This window comes from Streptomyces sp. NPDC048337, from assembly GCF_043201175.1.
Classification (GTDB): domain Bacteria; phylum Actinomycetota; class Actinomycetes; order Streptomycetales; family Streptomycetaceae; genus Streptomyces.
In genome coordinates, this window is sequence record NZ_JBICYR010000023.1 from 16,904 (window position 1) to 33,899 (window position 16,996).

Consider the following 16,996-nt stretch of genomic DNA (forward strand, 5'->3'; position numbering starts at 1 on the left):
ACTGGGTCATGTTCTCCGTCGCCAACCAGACAGCGGCCGCGCACATTCCCACCGTGGGAGGATTCGTCACAAGAACACGAACACGCACGAAGGAGTGCACGTGCCCGGAGAGAACCTGTCCCGCGACGAGGCCCGTGGGCGGGCCGAGCTGCTGTCCGTCGACGGATACGAGGTCGTCCTCGACGTCCGGTCGGCCGTGGACGAGGCCGAGCCGGCCGAAGGCCCCAGGACCTTCCGCTCGGTGACGACGATCCGCTTCCGGGCCGCGGCATCCGGCACCTCCACGTTCGCGGACCTGATCGCCCCCTCGGTGAACTCCGTGACCCTCAACGGGCGCGAGCTGGACCCCGCCGCCGTCTTCGACGGCACGCGGATCGCCCTGGACGGGCTGGCCTCCGAGAACGTCCTGGTCGTGGACGCGAACTGCGCGTACAGCCGGACGGGGGAGGGCCTGCACCGCTTCGTGGACCCGGAGGACGGCGAGGTCTACCTCTACACCCAGTACGAGCCGGCGGACGCGCGGCGGGTGTACGCGAACTTCGAGCAGCCGGACCTGAAGGCTCCGTACCGCTTCGAGGTCACCGCGCCCGAGGGCTGGCAGGTGTGGAGCAACGGCGCGGAGGAGTCCCGGGAGGCCGGGGTCTGGCGGTTCGCCGAGACCGAGCCGATCTCGACGTACATCACCTGCGTGGTGGCGGGCCCCTACCACTACGTGACGGACACCTACACGCGCGGGGACCTGACGATCCCGCTCGGCGCGATGTGCCGCAAGGGGCTGGCCCGGCACTTCGACGCGGACGACGTCTTCCTCGTCACCAAGCAGGGCTTCGACCTCTTCCACGAGCTCTTCGACTACCCGTACCCCTTCGGCAAGTACGACCAGGCCTTCGTGCCCGAGTACAACCTGGGCGCCATGGAGAACCCGGGGATGGTGACCTTCCGGGAGGAGTACATCTTCCGCGGCAAGGTCACGCAGGCCTCGTACGAGCGGCGCGCGAACGTGATCATGCACGAGATGGCGCACATGTGGTTCGGCGACCTGGTCACCATGAAGTGGTGGGACGACCTGTGGCTGAAGGAGTCCTTCGCTGACTTCATGGGCTCCTTCGCCCTCGTGGAGGCCACCCGCTTCGACCAGGCGTGGGTCACCTTCGCCAACAGCCGCAAGGCGTGGGCCTACCGCGCCGACCAGCTGCCGTCCACGCACCCGATCACGGCCGACATCCGTGACCTGGAGGACGCGAAGCTGAACTTCGACGGGATCACCTACGCCAAGGGCGCGGCGGTGCTCAAGCAGCTGGTCGCGTACGTGGGGCGGGACCCGTTCCTGGAGGGCGCGCGGCGCTACTTCAAGGCGCACGCGTACGGGAACACGACGCTGGACGACCTGCTGTCGGTGCTCGCGGAGGTCTCCGGGCGGGACATGGCCGAGTGGTCGCGGGCCTGGCTGCAGACGGCGGGCGTGAACGTGCTGACCCCGGTGGTCACGTACGACGCGGGCGGTCGCGTGACCGAACTGGTGGTGGTGCAGGAGGGCGACGAGCTGCGGCCCCACCGGGTCGCGGTCGGCCTGTACCGGCTGGAGTCGGACGGCACGCTGGTCCGCTACGCGCGGGCCGGGGTGGACGTGGCGGGGGCGCGGACCGTGGTCGCGGAGCTGGCGGGGCGGGAGCGGCCCGACCTGATCCTGGTCAACGACGAGGACCTCACCTACTGCAAGATCCGCTTCGACGAGGGCTCTCTGGCCACGCTGCGGGCGCACCTGGGCGACCTCACGGACCCCCTGGCGCGGGCGCTGAGCTGGTCGGCGTTGTGGGGCCTGACGCGGGACGGGCTGATGCCGGCGCGGGACTTCCTCGCGCTGGTGCTGGCGCACGCGGGGCGGGAGACGGACGTCGGCGTGCTGCAGATGCTGCACGCGCAGGCGCTGACGGCGGTCACCCACTACACGGCGCCGGAGCGGCGCGAGCAGGGCGGCCGGGAGCTGGCGGCGGGCGCGCTGCACGAGCTGCGGCTGGCCGAGCCGGGGTCGGAGCACCAGCTGACCTGGGCCCGCTTCTTCGCGGCGAGCGCGGCGACGGAGGGCGACTTCCAGCTGCTGCTGGGGCTGCTGGACGGCTCGGCGCGGATCGACGGGCTGGACGTGGACCAGGAGCTGCGGTGGGACTTCCTGCTGCCGCTGGCCGCGCACGGGGCGGTGGACGAGGCCGCGCTCGGGGCCGAACTGTCCCGGGACGACACGGCGTCGGGCAAGCGGCACGAGGTGCGGTGCCTGGCGGCGCGGCCGTCGGCGGCGGTCAAGGACCAGGCGTGGGCGGCGGTGGTGGAGTCGGACGCGCTGTCGAACGCGCTGGTCGAAGCCACGATCGCCGGTATGCAGCAGGCTTCGCAGCGGGGGCTGCTGGCGCCTTACGCGGAGCCGTACTTCGCGGTGCTGGAGCGGGTGTGGTCCGACCGGTCGATCCAGATCGGCATGGACGTGGTGAAGGGCCTCTACCCGGCCCTCCAGGACCCGGAGCCCACGCTCGACGCGACCGACGCGTGGCTCTCTGCGCACCCGGACGCCGCGCCCGCCTTGCGGCGGCTGGTCCTGGAGTCCCGCGACGACCTGGCCCGCGCGTTGCGCGCGCAGCGCTGCGACGCGGCGGCGAGCCAGTAACCCCGCGTCTCCGCTCCTGGGGCTCCGCCCCAGACCCCGCGCCTCAAACGCCGGCGAGGCTTCATGTGCCTCCGGCGGCGCCTCAAACGCCGGCGGGGCTGGATTTTGGCTGATGCCGCCCGCCTGGTGCGGCTGGATTGCCCGCAGGGCAATCTCAGCCTCGCCGGCAAATCCAGCCCCTCCGGCGTTTGAGGCACGGGGGCTGGGGCAGCGCCTCAGCGGCGGCGGCGCAGCCGCTGGTCGGCGGACCCCCCATCGGCACTCGAACGCCCGTACTTTAGCCCCGGCTTGTCCGGGTTTGCCGACGAGCGTGTAACAGCGGTTAGCAAGGCCATGGCCTGAGGGAATCACCGCGTCATGAACCAGAACGCACCCCTCCCCCTCGCCCACCTCACCGGCAGCCGCCCCCGCGTGCTGACCCTCGCCCAGCTGCGCGAGCACGGCGTCACCGCCTCCGACGCCGCCGAGCGGCCCTGGCAGCAGATCCTGCCCGGGGTGTTCCTGCTCCACTCCGGGCCCGCGACCAGTGAGGAGCGCCTGCACGCCGCCCTGCTCTACGCCGGGCGCCGCGGCGGCGGCGAGGCCATGATCACCGGGCTGGCGGCGCTCGCCCTGTACCGGTTCGCGTCCGCGCCCGCGCTGCTCGCGCTCTCGCACATCGACGTCCTCGTCCCCGGCACCCGGCGGCTGCGGTCCACCGGAGACGTCCGCGTCGTGCGCGCGCACACCCCGCCCCGGCCCCAGGAGGTCACCGGGCTGCCGGTGGCCCCCGTCGCGCGGGCCGTGGCCGACGCCGTCGCCCAGCTCGACGACGCCGGCACCGTGCGCCGTCTGCTCAGCGAGGCCGTCCGGGCCGGCCACTGCGAACCGGCCGCCGTCGTACGGGAGCTGACGGTGGCCCGGCTGCTGAACCGGCCGCACGTGGTCGACGCCGTCGAGTCCCTCCTCGCGGAGGGCCGGGCCATCGCCGAGGACCGGCTGTACCACCTCGTACGGGGCTACGAACTCCCCGAGCCGGTGTGGAACGTGGACCTGCGGCTGCCCGGCGGCCCCCACCTCGGCGGGGTCGACGCCTACTGGCCCGAGCACTCCGTGGCCGTGGAGATCGACACCCGCGCCCCGCGCCAGGGCGAGGACGAGCAGTGGTCCGAGTGCGTGCGCAAGCGCGAGACCCTGGAGCGGCTCGGGGTGACGGTCCTCCACATCACCCCGCGCAAGCTCCGCGACTGGCCCGAGCAGCAGGCCGCGGTCATCCGGACCGCCCTGACGGCGTCCGGCGACCGCGAGCCCGCCGCCTACCTGGTGGTCCTGCCCAGGTGACCGCCGAGCGCCGGATTGGCCGGCGAGTACTCCGGGGTGCTCCAGCGCAGCCGCCCCGGATGCAGGCTCTCCTGCACCGACTCCACCCGGAAGCGGACCCGCCGCTCCCCGTCGGCCCCGAACTCGGTCCCGGCCCGCCCGCTGAGCTGGAGCACCGCCCCGCTCTCCCAGTCCGGGAAGAGCAGCCCGGCCCGGGAATCGGCCACCAGGTTCCCCAGGGTGAGGAACATGGCGTTGCCCGCGTAGTCCGGCCAGGCCAGTTCCACCGGCGAGAGCACCTCCACGAAGCCCGGGAACCCGCCCCGGTGGCTGGCGTCGGCACCGTCCGCGTCCGCCGTGGTGGCGACGAAGAAGGTGTCGGCGCCGCGTACGGCCCGTTCCTGGCCGGGGGTGAGCGCGTCCCCCCGCCGTACGACGCCGGCCCCTTCGGCGGCGAGGTCCAGCGGCTGCCGCTTCTGGAGGTACTTCGGGCAGTTGGAGAACACCTGCTCGGCCTCGACGGCGAAGCCCCCCGGCGTCACCTCCAGGGTCCCGTTCAGCCGCATCCGGCGCCGGGTGCGCGGGTCGAGCGCGATGGTGCCGACCCTGGTCCCGGCCGTGGCCAGCACCTCCGCGAGCGGGTCCCCGGCCGGGATGCCGCCGGCGACCGCGATGCGGTCCGGCCCGGTGGCCCGCACGAAACCGGGCTGGCCCGTCAGCAGCGAGGCCCACATCCGGCCCGCGCCGTCGGCCGCGCCGACGACCAGGTGGGGCTGGAGCCCCAGGAAGGCCGCGGCGACGTCCCGGATGCCGGTGCCGATCGAGCGGCCGACATGGTCGGCCAGCTCCCGTACGCCCACCCGTTCCTGCACGGCCAGCGACCCGGCGTGGTACGGCCCGGTCATTAGAAGAACCCGCAGGCCGGCGCCCCCGCGGCGGGGGCGGGCGCACCCTCGGCGCCGGTCGGGACGGAGATCTCCAGCCGGATGCCGTCGGGGTCGTGGAAGAAGATGCCGCCCGAGGCCGCCCCCTCGTGGTGGGCGACCACCCCGTCGTACGCGAACTCGACGTCCAGCTCGCGCAGCCGCGCCTCGTACTCCCGTACCTCCTCGATCGTGCCGGCGGAGAGGGCCAGGTGGTGCAGTCCGGCCGCGGCCGGGGCGAAGGCGCCTTCGGCCTGCTGCCAGAGGGCCAGGACCAGCTCGCCGTCCTGGCCGAGGAGGGCGAAGCGGCGCCCCTCCTCCTTGCCCTCGACCAGCGGCTGGAAGCCGAGGACGTCGCGGTAGAAGGCGAGTGAGCGGTCCAGATCGGTGACGTTCAGGCCGACGTGGCCGGTGCGGAGCGTGCTGATGACAGTCGTCATGGAGGTTCCTTCCCCAGAGGATTTCCTAACCTTCTAAATCGAGATTAGGGGTTAGAACGGAGGTCGTCAACCGCTCACGTACCCTTGAGGGGTTAGCGGCACCAGGAGGCGGACATGACGGCGGCGGACCCACGACCCCTGATCGGGGAGCCGGTCTCCCTCGATCTGCTGAACACCCGCTGGATGCACGAGGGCGAGCTCACCGACCTGTTCGCGGGCGCCTTCGGGCTGACCCGGCTCGAGGGGCTCGGGATCTGGCTGCACAGCGCCGGCCTGGCGGGCCGCTTCCGCGCCGACGCCGCGACCCTCGTCCACCTGCTGACCGCCCGCGAGGCGCTGGCCCGCGCGGTCGCCGACCCGGCCGACGAGAGCGCCCGCGCCCTGGTCGACGCGGTGCTGGAGCACGGCCGCATCCGCGCCACCCTGACCGCCGAAGGACCCGGCGAGCGCGCCGAGTTCGCCGATCCGGCCTGGGGGCCGGCCTGGACGGCGGCGCGCGACTACCTCGAACTGCTCGGCTCCGCGCCCGACCGGATCCGCAAGTGCGCGTCCGAGACCTGCGTGCTGCACTTCCACGACATCTCGCGCAACGGCACCCGGCGCTGGTGCTCCATGGCCGCCTGCGGAAACCGGGCGAAGGCCTCGCGCCACTACGCGCGCACGCGCGAGCGCTGATCGCCCCGAATCTGTCACACCCGCTCTGAGACCGTTCGTCACAGGAAGACGGGTAAGTCGACAAATCCCCTCTTCAGCACCCTCGGTTCACACCGGTATGTCCCGGCATGGCCGCGCTGGCGCAAACCCCGCGCTGGCGAGAGTCCGCCATGACAGGTCTCGGTCAATGACAACTCTCCCCAAAGGGCTGTCGCTTGCGCAAAGCTGACCGGTCATCCGGCACCGAAATCCGGACCGTTTCTTTCACTTACCAGGGATGCTGATGACCCTCGAATCCCCCAGCTCCATACCCGGGGCCCGGCGCGTCGCGCGCGTCGCGGCTGCGGCCGGACTGGTGGCCGCCCTCGCGGCCACCGGATCCGTGCCCGTCTTCGCGGCGACCGGCGCCGACCAGCCGGGCACCACCCCGGCGGTGAAGTCCGCCGACCAGAAGCTCGGTTCGGCCGACGTCGAGCTGCTCCAGGAGGCCAAGGCCAAGGGTGACGCGAACGTCACCGTCATGGTCGCCACCGCCCCCGGGCAGACCAAGCAGGTGGCCGAGCAGCTCGACGCCGTCCAGGGCGCCTCGGTGGGCAAGACGTACGACAACCTCGGCTACGTCCGCGCCACCCTGCCCACCGGCAAGGCGGAGGCCGCCCTGAAGGCGGCCGCCAAGCTGTCCTCGGTGCACGGCATCGACCTGCGGCACGAGATCCAGCTGCCGGACCCGCGCCCCGACGCGCACAGCGAGGGCGCGGCCACCAAGACCGCGGCCGAGTCGTACCCGGGGCCGGACAAGAACACCCCGGCGAAGAACCCGTACAACCCGTCCTTCGAGACCGGTGCGGTGGACTTCGTCGCGAAGAACCCGCAGGCCGACGGCCGCGGCGTGACCATCGGCATCATGGACTCGGGCGTCGACCTCGGCCACCCCGCCCTCCAGAAGACCACCACCGGCGAGCGCAAGATCGTCGACTGGGTGACGGCGACCGACCCGATCACCGACGGCGACGCCACCTGGCGCGCCCAGATCACCCCGGTCACCGCCACGGGCGGCACCTTCACGGCGGGCGGCCAGAGCTGGAAGGCCCCCGAGGGCAGCTTCCAGTGGAGCCGCTTCAGCGAGTCGATCACCGCGAACGGTGACATGAAGGGCGACGTCAACCGGGACGGGGACACCACCGACCGGTTCGGCCTGCTCTACGACGTCGCCGCCGGCACCGTCCGCGTCGACACCGACCAGGACGGCGACTTCACGAACAACGAGCCGATGAAGCCGTACAAGGACGGCTACCAGATCGGCTACTTCGGCACGGACAACCCGGCGACCGAGGTCGCCGAGCGGATCCCGTTCGTGATCGAGATCCGCAAGGACGTCCCGATGGACCCGCTGGGCGGTGACTGGGTCGGCAAGAAGGCCGACTTCGTCAACGTCGGCATCATCGAGTCCGAGCACGGCACGCACGTCGCCGGCATCACCGCCGCCAACAGCCTCTTCGGCGGCAAGATGAACGGCGAGGCGCCCGGCGCGAAGCTCGTCTCCTCGCGCGCCTGCTCCTGGTCCGGCGGCTGCACCAACATCGCGCTGACCGAGGGCATGATCGACCTGGTCGTCAACCGCGGCGTGGACATCGTCAACATGTCCATCGGCGGTCTGCCGGCGCTGAACGACGGCAACAACGCCCGCTCCGAGCTCTACAAGAACCTCATCGACACCTACGGTGTCCAGCTCGTCATCTCGGCGGGCAACGAGGGCCCCGGCATCAACACCATCGGCGACCCCGGCCTCGCGGACAAGGTCATCTCCGTGGGTGCCGCGGTCTCCAAGGAGACCTGGGCCGCCAACTACGGCTCCGGCGTGACCAAGAAGTACAACATGTTCCCCTTCTCCTCGCGCGGTCCGCGTGAGGACGGCGGGTTCACGCCGACCATCACCGCCCCCGGCGCCTCGATCAACACCATCCAGACCTGGCTGCCCGGCGCGCCCGTGAAGGAGGCCGGCTACAACCTCCCGGCCGGTTACGGCATGCTCCAGGGCACCTCGATGTCCTCGCCGCAGGCCGCGGGCGCCAGCGCCCTGCTGATCTCGGCCGCCAAGCAGCACGGCATCAAGCTGGACCCGGCCTCCCTGCGGGTGGCGCTGACCAGCACCGCCAAGAAGATCGACGATGTCCCGGCCCACGCACAGGGCTCCGGTCTCATCAACGTCGGCGGCGCGTGGGAGTCCATCCAGCGCGGCGCGAAGGCCAACGAGTTCACGGTCAAGGCTCCGGTCGACACCGCGATCGACCAGTTCCTGAAGACCCCGGGCTTCGGCACCGGCGTCTACGACCGCGAGGGCGGCCTCAAGGTCGGCCAGAAGAAGGTCTACGACGTCGTCGTCACCCGCACCACGGGCGTCAAGTACGGCACCCGGCACAACTTGAGCTGGCGGGGCAACGATGGCACCTTCAAGGTCGTCGGCGGCTACGACTACGTCACCCTGCCGCTGAACAAGCCGGTCACCATCAAGGTCGAGGCCAAGGCCAAGACGGGCGGCGTCCACAGCGGCATCCTGCAGCTGGACGACGAGACCACCGAGGGCATCGACAAGCAGATCCTGTCCACGGTCGTCGTCTCCACCCCGCTGGCGAAGCCGTCGTTCACGCTGTCGGACACCTCCTCCGTGCAGCGCAACAGCCACAAGTCGTACTTCGTCACGGTGCCCCAGGGCGCCAAGTCCCTCGAAGTCGCCCTCGGCGGTCTCGCGGCGGGCAGCCAGACGCGCTTCATCTCGATCCACCCGTACGGTGTGGGCGTCGAGGACAGCGCGACCACCCAGTGCTACCCGAACTACGACAACCCGGCCAACAAGTGCCGCCCCGACCTGCGCTCGTACCCCGAGCCGACCCCGGGCGTCTGGGAGATCGAGGTCGAGTCGCGCCGCACGTCGCCGCTGCTCGACAACCCGTTCAAGCTGGACGTCTCCGTGCTCGGCGCGGCCTTCGACCCCGCGGTCAAGGTCCTGCCCGAGGTGAAGCAGGGCACCCCGGCGCCGGTCCAGTGGACCGTCAAGAACGACGCCGCGGCGATCGCCGGCGGCAAGCTCCAGGGCGGCCCGCTCGGCTCCGCGAAGGTCGCCAAGCCGACCATCGCGAACGGTGAGACCCAGACCAGCGAGGTCACGATCGGCGCGGGCGTCTCCCGCCTCGACATCGCGATCGGCAAGGTGTCCGACACGGGCGCCGACCTCGACCTCGAGGTCTACAAGGACGGCGTCAAGGTCGGCTCCTCCGCCGACGGCGACTCCGAGGAGGCCGTGAGCCTGGCCAACCCGGCCGCGGGCACCTACAGCATCAAGGTGATCGGCTACGCGGTCCCGGCCGGCTCCACCACGTACGACTACCGCGACGTGTACTTCTCGTCCGCCCTGGGCTCCGTCCAGGTCGACGAGGCCGCCGCGGTGAACCTCGCGAACGGCGCCTCCGCGTCCGTCTCGGCGAACGTACTGGTCAACAGCGCGGCCCCCGAGGGCCGTCAGTTCTTCGGCCAGGTCCAGCTGCTCAACGCCCGCGGGACCGCCGCCGGCACCGGCAGCGTGCAGATCGAGAAGGTCCTCCCGTAACGGTGTGACCGCATGACGAAGGGGCCGGTGCTCGACGCGAGCACCGGCCCCTTCCATTTGTCTTGTGCGGCTGCGACCGGCGGTCCGCACGAGACACTGTCCGATCCGCGGACAATGGATTGGACAAGGACCGGACGGTCGAACGCATGATGGCTATAGCGCCCGCGTCGTATGTACCAAAGGAGTCACCGTGAGGGTCGGAATCGTCGGAGCCACCGGACAGGTCGGCGGAGTCATGCGCGGCATCCTCGCCGAGCGGAAGTTCCCGGTGGACGAGCTGCGGCTGTTCGCCTCGGCCCGTTCCGCGGGCTCCACCCTCGAGTGGGAGGGCCGGGAGATCACCATCGAGGACGCCTCCACGGCGGACTACTCCGGTCTGGACATCGTGCTGTTCTCGGCGGGCGGCGCCACCTCCAAGGCCCTCGCCGAGAAGGTCGCCTCGCAGGGCGCCGTCGTGATCGACAACTCCTCCGCCTGGCGCCGCGACCCCGAGGTCCCCCTCGTCGTCTCCGAGGTCAACCCGCACGCGATCAAGAACCGCCCCAAGGGCATCATCGCGAACCCGAACTGCACCACCATGGCCGCGATGCCGGTGCTGCGCCCGCTGCACGAAGAGGCCGGCCTGACCGCGCTGATCGCCACCACCTACCAGGCCGTCTCCGGCTCCGGCCTGGCCGGTGTGGCCGAGCTCGACGGCCAGGTCAAGGCCGTGTCCGAGGGCGCGACCGGGCTGGTCCACGACGGCGAGGCCGTCTCCTACCCCGAGCCGGGCGTCTACAAGCGCCCCATCGCCTTCAACGTGATCCCGCTCGCGGGCTCGATCGTCGACGACGGCACCTTCGAGACCGACGAGGAGCAGAAGCTCCGCAACGAGTCCCGCAAGATCCTGGAGATCCCGGAGCTCAAGGTCTCCGGCACCTGCGTGCGCGTGCCGGTCTTCTCCGGCCACTCGCTCCAGGTCAACGCCCGTTTCGCCCGTCCGCTGAGCGTGGAGCGCGCGTACGAGCTGCTGAAGGACGCCCCGGGCGTCGAGCTCTCCGAGATCCCGACCCCCCTCCAGGCGGCGGGCAAGGACGCCTCGTACGTGGGCCGCATCCGCGTCGACGAGACCGTGGAGAACGGCCTCGCGCTGTTCCTCTCCAACGACAACCTGCGCAAGGGCGCGGCCCTGAACGCGGTCCAGATCGCGGAGCTCGTCGCGGAGGAGCTGCGCGGCTGACACCGCCCACCCTCACGCCCCGAGGGGCGGCACCGCCACGGTGCCGCCCCTCCGACGTACCTAGAGCGCCAGGTGGCGCCGGAGCGCCGCGTCGATCTCCGCCATCCGCTGGCGGGGCACGACGCCGACTCTCTGATGCACCCGTTCAGGGGTGATCGCGCGGATCTGCTCGCACTGAACCTTCGAGTCCTTGGGCAGGTGGCATTCCGCAGCGGGCAGGAAGACCTGGAACGTGAGGACGCGGGAAGTATTCGATGTCAGCGGCACCACCGTGACGACCCCGCGGCCATGGCGTTCGACCGAGTCGTTCGCGGCGTTGTGGGACACGATCACCGCCGGCCGGATCTTGTTCGCCTCGCTTCCCCGCGCAGGCTCCAGGTCCACCATGTAGATGTCACCACGCCTCATCGGTGATCCCGTCCCCGGACGTGCGGTCCCAGAGGGCCGCGTCCTCGCTCGCGTCCCACTCGGCAAACGCCTCCGTGTACTCGGCTTCGAGCTCTGCCTGGCGCAGCAGCTCGATGGCCGCGTGTATCACCGCCGAGCGCGAGTCGGCATCCGTTCTGGTGGCGTACTCATCGACGAAGGCAACATCCTCCTGCGGCAGGCTCACACTAATCTTCATACCCCAATGCTACCCGAGTAGGAACACGGTAGCCAGTCGTGCCTGTTCGCCGGTGGATTACTCCGGCGCGGTGGCCCGGCCCCCGTGGAAAGATGGGCCGGAACGTAACCATCGAAGGAGATGACCGCGTGCCAGGCACGAATCTCACCCGTGAAGAGGCTCAGCAGCGGGCAAAGCTGCTCACCGTCGACTCCTACGAGATCGAACTCGATCTCAGCGGCGCACAGGAGGGCGGCACCTACCCCTCCGTGACCACCGTGCGCTTCCAGTCGGCCGAGGCCGGGGCCGAGACCTTCATCGACCTGGTCGCACCGGCCGTGCACGAGGTCGTCCTCAACGGCAAGGCGCTCGACGTCGCCGCCGTCTTCCGGGACTCCCGCATCGCCCTGAAGCACCTGGCGGCCGGGGCGAACGAGCTCCGGGTCGTCGCGGACTGCGCGTACACCAACACCGGCGAGGGCCTGCACCGCTTCGTCGACCCGGTGGACCAGCAGGCCTACCTGTACACCCAGTTCGAGGTGCCGGACGCGCGGCGGGTCTTCGCCAGCTTCGAGCAGCCCGACCTGAAGGCGACCTTCCAGTTCACCGTGACGGCCCCCGAGGGCTGGACGGTCATCTCGAACTCGCCGACCCCTGAGCCCAAGGACCGGGTGTGGGCCTTCGAGCCGACCCCGCGGATCTCCTCGTACATCACGGCCCTGATCGTCGGCCCGTACCACGCGGTGCACAGCTCGTACGAGGGCAAGGACGGGCAGTCCGTGCCGCTCGGCATCTACTGCCGCCCCTCGCTCGCCGAGTTCCTCGACTCGGACGCGATCTTCGACGTGACGCGGCAGGGCTTCGACTGGTTCCAGGAGAAGTTCGCGTACGACTACCCGTTCGCCAAGTACGACCAGCTCTTCGTGCCGGAGTTCAACGCGGGCGCCATGGAGAACGCGGGCGCGGTCACCATCCGCGACCAGTACGTCTTCCGCTCCAAGGTGACGGACGCGGCGTACGAGGTGCGCGCCGAGACCATCCTGCACGAGCTCGCCCACATGTGGTTCGGCGACCTCGTCACCATGGAGTGGTGGAACGACCTGTGGCTGAACGAGTCGTTCGCCACCTACACCTCCATCGCCTGCCAGGCGTACGCGGAGGGCTCGAAGTGGCCGCACGCGTGGACCACCTTCGCCAACTCCATGAAGACCTGGGCGTACCGGCAGGACCAGCTGCCGTCCACGCACCCGATCATGGCGGACATCCGCGACCTGGACGACGTCCTGGTCAACTTCGACGGCATCACGTACGCCAAGGGCGCCTCGGTCCTCAAGCAGCTCGTCGCCTACGTCGGGATGGACGCCTTCTTCAAGGGCGTGCAGGCGTACTTCAAGGCGCACGCCTTCGGCAACACGCGCCTGTCCGACCTGCTGGGCGCCCTGGAGGAGACCTCGGGCCGCGACCTGGCCGCCTGGTCGAAGGCGTGGCTGGAGACGGCAGGCATCAACATCCTGCGCCCGGAGATCGAGACCGACGAGAACGGCTCCATCACCTCCTTCGCGGTCCGCCAGGAGGCCCCGGCCCTGCCGGCGGGCGCCAAGGGCGAGCCGGTGCTGCGCCCGCACCGCATCGCTGTCGGCCTCTACGAGCTCCAGGACGGCAAGCTGGTCCGCACGGACCGGATCGAGCTGGACATCGACGGCGAGCTGACGGCGGTGCCGGAGCTGGTCGGCCGCGCCCGCCCGACCGTCGTGCTGCTGAACGACGACGACCTGTCGTACGCGAAGGTCCGCCTGGACGAGGTCTCCCTCGCCAACGTGACCGCGCACCTCGGCGACTTCACCGAGTCCCTGCCGCGCGCGCTGTGCTGGGCCTCGGCCTGGGACATGACGCGGGACGGCGAGCTGGCGACGCGCGACTACCTCTCCCTCGTCCTGTCGGGCATCGGCAAGGAGTCCGACATCGGCGTGGTCCAGTCGCTGCACCGCCAGGTGAAGCTGGCCGTCGACCTGTACGCCGACCCGGCATGGCGCGAGGAGGGCCTGGCGGCCTGGACCGAGGCGGCGCTGGAGCACCTGCGCGCGGCCGAGCCGGGCAGCGACCACCAGCTGGCGTGGGCGCGTGCCTTCGCGGCCACGGCCCGCACCGAGGAGCAGCTGACCTACCTGTCGGCGCTGCTGGACGGCTCGGCCGTGGTGGAGGGCCTGGCCGTCGACACCGAGCTGCGGTGGGCGTTCCTGGAGCGGCTCGCCGCGACGGGCGTCGCCGACGAGCCGGCCATCGCGGCCGAGCTGGAGCGGGACGCCACGGCGGCGGGCGAGCGCCACGCGGCGACCGCGCGGGCCGCGCGCCCGACGGCGGAGGCCAAGGCCGAGGCCTGGGCGTCGGTGGTGGAGTCCTCGGACCTCCCCAACGCCGTCCAGGAGGCGGTGATCGGCGGCTTCGTCCAGACCGACCAGCGCGAGCTGCTGGCCCCGTACACCGCGAAGTACTTCGCGGCGGTCAAGGAGGTCTGGGACACCCGCAGCCACGAGATCGCCCAGCAGATCGCGGTGGGCCTGTACCCGTCCCTCCAGGTATCCGAGGCCACCCTGGCCGCGACGGACGCCTGGCTGGAGTCGGCCGAGCCGAACGCGGCCCTGCGCCGCCTGGTGTCGGAGTCCCGCGCGGGCATCGAGCGCGCCCTGAAGGCCCAGGCGGCCGACGCCGCCACCGCTGCCGCTCGGGTCTAGCCGGATCCGCACCCGCGGGACGCGAGCGCGTCCCGCGGGTGCGGCACCGCTACCCCCCTGCGGTGGAGCGGAGGGCCTCCAGTACGTGGGAGAGCGCGGGAGCGGCCTCGGCGCCCCGCCTGACCGCCGCGATCACGTGGCGGGTGGGACGGTCGTGGGCCAGGACCCGCACAGCCACCCCGGAGGCCCGGCTGGAGACCATCCGCGGCACGAGCGCCACGCCCATCCCCGCCTCGACCATGGCCAGGATCGCCGTCCACCCGGACGCCGAATGCGCCTGCTCCGGCACGAAGCCCGCGGCCTCGCACGCGCCCACGGCGATCTCCGACCAGGGGCCGCTGCCCCCGTAGATCCACGGGTCCCCGGACAGGTCCGCCAGCCGCAGGTCCGCCGCGGCGGCGAGGGGATGGTCGGGCGGGAGCGCCACGTCCAGCGGGTCCTCCAGCAGCGTGACCCGGGTGAACCGCGGATCGCGCGCGGTCGGAGCGTGGGCCGCGAGGGACAGCGCCAGGTCCACGCCCCCGGCGGACAGCAGCTCGTAGGACTCGGCGGCCTCCGTCTCCCGTACGCGGACCTCGATCCCGGGGTGGGTCCGCCGCAGCGCCGCGACCGCCGGCACCACGAGGGCCGGCACGGCGGTGGAGAAGGCCCCGACCCGCACCTCCCCCGCGTCCCCGGCCAGATATCCGGCCAGCTCGGCGTCGGCCCGCTCCAGCTGCGCGAACACCGCCTCCGTATGCCGCAGTACGAGGTGCGCGGCGTCGGTGAGGCGGACCCGGCGGCCCTGGGCCTCCAGCAGGACGACCCCCAACTGCCGCGCGAGATTGGTCAGCTGCTGCGAAACGGCCGAGGGCGTCATGTGCAGCGCCTCGGCCGTCGCGGTCACGGTCCCCTGTTCGGCGAGGGTCCGCAGGATCCGCAGCTTCTTGATGTCCCACTCGGTCATGGGGCCGAACCTACCGCCGGGCACCGAGCCCGACACCGCCGAGGATCAGCGCCATGCACAGCAGCTGCGCGGGGCCGGTCTGCTCGCCGAGGAGCAGGAAGCCGAGGATCGCCACGCAGACCGGCTGGAGGTAGTAGACGACTCCGGCGCGGGCCGCTCCGATGAGGGAGATGGCCTTGTTCCAGGCGAAGAAGGCGACCGCCGAGGAGAAGACACCGACGTACAGGAGCGGTCCGACCGTTCCGGCGCCGATCGCGAAGCCGCCCTGGACGGAGAGGGAGACCGCGTAGGCGGGGGCCAGCATCAGCGCGCCGAGCACGAAGGTGGTGAGCAGGAAGGCCAGTCCGCCGATCTCGGCGGGCTTGCGCTTGAGCAGGGCGCTGTAGGTGCCGAAGGACAGGGCCGCGGCGAACATCCACAGGTCGCCGGCGCCGAAGTCGAAGCCGAGGGAGCCGTCCCCGACCAGCAGCAGCACGCCGAAGGCGGCGAGCAGCAGTCCGAAGGTGCGCCGGGCGCCGAGCCGTTCGCCGCCGAGGCGGGCGTAGAGCGCCATGATGACGGGCGAGGCGGCCATGATCATGCCCATGTTGGAGGCGGAGGTGGTCAGTCCGGCCTGGTGCACGAGCGTGTTGTAGAGGGTGACGCCGAACAGCGTGGCGAGGGCGATGAAGCCGAAGTGCTTGCGGATCAGGGCCCGCTGCTGCCATGCCTGGCGGGCGGCGAAGGGGGCGACGGCGAGGGTGGCGATGATCCACCGCCAGAAGACGGCCTGGACGGGCGGGACGGTCTCGGCCATCCCCCGGGTGGCGACGAAGCTGCCGGACCAGACGACCGTCGCGAGCAGGGCGAGGAGTACGCCGAGTCCGGCGGCCCCCTTCTTCCCCGTGGTGGCGGGCTGTGCCTGCGAAACGGTACGGACGCGGTCCATGACGGCCACTGTGTGTCTCCCCCTCGGGGTCGGTCGGTTGATCGTGGGACTACCGTCGCACCTCGTCATCACTCAGGTCTATCGAAATGTTTCGATTGATCTCTTCAGTAGAACTGAACGATTGCGAGGCGGTGCGGGCGGCTACGAGCTGGCCGGCGACGGTGGCTCCGAAGGCGATCGCCATGCCCACCAGCTGTACGGCGTTCAGCGACTGCCCGAGGGCGGCCCAGCCGATGACGGCGGCGGTGAGCGGGGAGAGCGGGCCGAGCAGGGTGACCGAGGTGGCGGTGAGCTTTCCTATGCCGCGGAACCAGAGCCAGTAGGCGATCCCGGTGTTGATCAGCATCATGTAGCCGTAGCCGAGGAAGGCCTTGCCGTCGAGCGTGGGCGGCGCCCCTTCGACGAGGGCGGCGATTGGGATGATGACGAGCCCGCCCGCGGTGAGCTGCCAGCCGGTCATGGCCAGCGGTCCGACGCCCTCGGGGCGGCCCCAGCGCTTGGTCATGACGGTGCCGGCGGCCATGGAGGCGGCGGAGACCACACCGGCGATGATGCCGACGAGGTCGAGCTTGGCCTGGGCGGTGAGGACGACCATGCTCACGCCGAACACCCCGACGACCGCGGCGAGCACCGTGCGCAGGCCGGCCCGCTCCCCGAGGACGAGGGCGGCGAGCCCCACGGCGAACAGCGGGGCGGTGGAGCCGAGTACGGCCGCGACCCCGCCGGGCAGGCGGTAGGCGGTGAGGAACAGCAGCGGGAAGAAGGCGCCGATGTTGAGCGTGCCGAGCACGGCGGACTTCCACCACCACTCGCCCTTGGGCAGGGTGCGGGAGAGGGCGGTCAGCAGCAGTCCGGCGGGCAGGGCCCGCATCACGCCGGTGAACAGGGGCCGGTCGGGCGGCAGCAGTTCGGTGGCCACGGCGTAGGTGGAGCCCCAGGAGATGGGGGCGAGGGCGGTCAGGGCGACGGTGGCGATGCGCTTCATGGC

At 71.4% G+C, this 16,996-nt stretch carries 13 protein-coding genes; 6 read left to right on the plus strand and 7 right to left on the minus strand.

Translation table 11 applies throughout. The features are described 5' to 3' along the window. The first annotated feature begins 100 nt into the window (after window positions 1–100). A complete protein-coding gene (gene pepN / locus ACGFYU_RS29915) occupies window positions 101–2,659 on the plus strand; it encodes an aminopeptidase N (protein ID WP_393830424.1) in 2,559 nt (852 codons plus the stop codon). Window positions 2,660–3,016: 357 nt separating this feature from the next. After that, entirely contained in the window at window positions 3,017–3,979 is a 963-nt protein-coding gene (locus ACGFYU_RS29920) for a hypothetical protein (protein ID WP_393830425.1), read from the plus strand. Here ACGFYU_RS29920 and ACGFYU_RS29925 read toward each other — a convergent pair. Both ACGFYU_RS29925 and ACGFYU_RS29930 read right to left on the minus strand, forming a co-directional pair. Next, window positions 3,955–4,863, minus strand: a complete 909-nt coding sequence (locus tag ACGFYU_RS29925) for a pyridoxamine 5'-phosphate oxidase family protein (protein WP_393830426.1) — start codon at window positions 4,861–4,863, stop codon at window positions 3,955–3,957. The genes ACGFYU_RS29920 and ACGFYU_RS29925 overlap by 25 nt on opposite strands. Next, on the minus strand, window positions 4,863–5,321 hold the full coding sequence (locus ACGFYU_RS29930) for a VOC family protein (RefSeq protein WP_393830427.1): 459 nt from the start codon (window positions 5,319–5,321) through the stop codon (window positions 4,863–4,865). Before ACGFYU_RS29930 ends, ACGFYU_RS29925 begins: the two co-directional genes overlap by 1 nt. Window positions 5,322–5,435: 114 nt before the next feature. Here ACGFYU_RS29930 and ACGFYU_RS29935 point away from each other — a divergent pair, with 114 nt between their 5' ends. The 3 genes from ACGFYU_RS29935 to ACGFYU_RS29945 all read left to right on the plus strand — a co-directional run bounded on the left by ACGFYU_RS29935 (window position 5,436) and on the right by ACGFYU_RS29945 (window position 10,798). Next, window positions 5,436–5,996 (plus strand): CGNR zinc finger domain-containing protein, encoded by a 561-nt coding sequence (locus ACGFYU_RS29935; protein ID WP_393830428.1) that lies wholly within the window; start codon window positions 5,436–5,438, stop codon window positions 5,994–5,996. A gap of 262 nt (window positions 5,997–6,258) precedes the next feature. Further along, window positions 6,259–9,579 (plus strand): S8 family serine peptidase, encoded by a 3,321-nt coding sequence (locus ACGFYU_RS29940; protein ID WP_393830429.1) that lies wholly within the window; start codon window positions 6,259–6,261, stop codon window positions 9,577–9,579. A gap of 190 nt (window positions 9,580–9,769) precedes the next feature. Then, complete coding sequence (locus ACGFYU_RS29945) at window positions 9,770–10,798, plus strand: aspartate-semialdehyde dehydrogenase (protein WP_393830430.1); 1,029 nt, start codon at window positions 9,770–9,772, stop codon at window positions 10,796–10,798. A 60-nt stretch (window positions 10,799–10,858) separates the two neighbouring features. On the opposite strand, the gene ACGFYU_RS29950 is transcribed toward ACGFYU_RS29945, so the two are convergent. Together ACGFYU_RS29950 and ACGFYU_RS29955 are read right to left on the minus strand one after the other, a co-directional pair. After that, complete coding sequence (locus tag ACGFYU_RS29950; protein WP_393830431.1) at window positions 10,859–11,185, minus strand: type II toxin-antitoxin system PemK/MazF family toxin; 327 nt, start codon at window positions 11,183–11,185, stop codon at window positions 10,859–10,861. Between the two features lie 7 nt (window positions 11,186–11,192). Then, window positions 11,193–11,423 carry a ribbon-helix-helix domain-containing protein gene (locus ACGFYU_RS29955; protein WP_393830432.1) on the minus strand — a complete coding sequence of 77 codons (231 nt, stop codon included), beginning with the start codon at window positions 11,421–11,423 and terminating at the stop codon, window positions 11,193–11,195. Between the two features lie 128 nt (window positions 11,424–11,551). On the opposite strand from ACGFYU_RS29955, the gene pepN (ACGFYU_RS29960) reads away from it, so the two are divergent. After that, a complete protein-coding gene (gene pepN / locus ACGFYU_RS29960) occupies window positions 11,552–14,134 on the plus strand; it encodes an aminopeptidase N (RefSeq protein ID WP_393830433.1) in 2,583 nt (860 codons plus the stop codon). A 49-nt stretch (window positions 14,135–14,183) separates the two neighbouring features. Here pepN (ACGFYU_RS29960) and ACGFYU_RS29965 read toward each other — a convergent pair whose 3' ends face one another. Genes ACGFYU_RS29965 through ACGFYU_RS29975 form a run of 3 tightly spaced genes read right to left on the minus strand, consistent with a single transcriptional unit; the run spans window position 14,184 to window position 16,993 of the window. Further along, window positions 14,184–15,080 carry a LysR family transcriptional regulator gene (locus ACGFYU_RS29965; protein ID WP_393830434.1) on the minus strand — a complete coding sequence of 299 codons (897 nt, stop codon included), beginning with the start codon at window positions 15,078–15,080 and terminating at the stop codon, window positions 14,184–14,186. 10 nt (window positions 15,081–15,090) lie between these two features. Then, the gene (locus tag ACGFYU_RS29970; protein WP_393830435.1) at window positions 15,091–16,017 is read right to left on the minus strand and encodes a DMT family transporter; all 927 of its coding nucleotides are present in this window, start codon (window positions 16,015–16,017) and stop codon (window positions 15,091–15,093) included. Between the two features lie 40 nt (window positions 16,018–16,057). Beyond that, window positions 16,058–16,993 (minus strand): EamA family transporter, encoded by a 936-nt coding sequence (locus ACGFYU_RS29975; RefSeq protein WP_393830436.1) that lies wholly within the window; start codon window positions 16,991–16,993, stop codon window positions 16,058–16,060. Window positions 16,994–16,996: the final 3 nt, after the last annotated feature.

Bases quoted from the DNA above. Each gene is read 5' to 3' on its own strand.
- ACGFYU_RS29940 (WP_393830429.1), top strand. From the start codon at position 6,259: ATGACCCTCGAATCCCCCAGCTCCATACCCGGGGCCCGGCGCGTCGCG.
- ACGFYU_RS29950 (WP_393830431.1), bottom strand. From the start codon at position 11,185: ATGGTGGACCTGGAGCCTGCGCGGGGAAGCGAGGCGAACAAGATCCGG.
- ACGFYU_RS29925 (WP_393830426.1), bottom strand. From the start codon at position 4,863: ATGACCGGGCCGTACCACGCCGGGTCGCTGGCCGTGCAGGAACGGGTG.
- ACGFYU_RS29920 (WP_393830425.1), top strand. From the start codon at position 3,017: ATGAACCAGAACGCACCCCTCCCCCTCGCCCACCTCACCGGCAGCCGC.
- ACGFYU_RS29975 (WP_393830436.1), bottom strand. From the start codon at position 16,993: ATGAAGCGCATCGCCACCGTCGCCCTGACCGCCCTCGCCCCCATCTCC.
- ACGFYU_RS29930 (WP_393830427.1), bottom strand. From the start codon at position 5,321: ATGACGACTGTCATCAGCACGCTCCGCACCGGCCACGTCGGCCTGAAC.
- ACGFYU_RS29955 (WP_393830432.1), bottom strand. From the start codon at position 11,423: ATGAAGATTAGTGTGAGCCTGCCGCAGGAGGATGTTGCCTTCGTCGAT.
- ACGFYU_RS29965 (WP_393830434.1), bottom strand. From the start codon at position 15,080: ATGACCGAGTGGGACATCAAGAAGCTGCGGATCCTGCGGACCCTCGCC.
- ACGFYU_RS29935 (WP_393830428.1), top strand. From the start codon at position 5,436: ATGACGGCGGCGGACCCACGACCCCTGATCGGGGAGCCGGTCTCCCTC.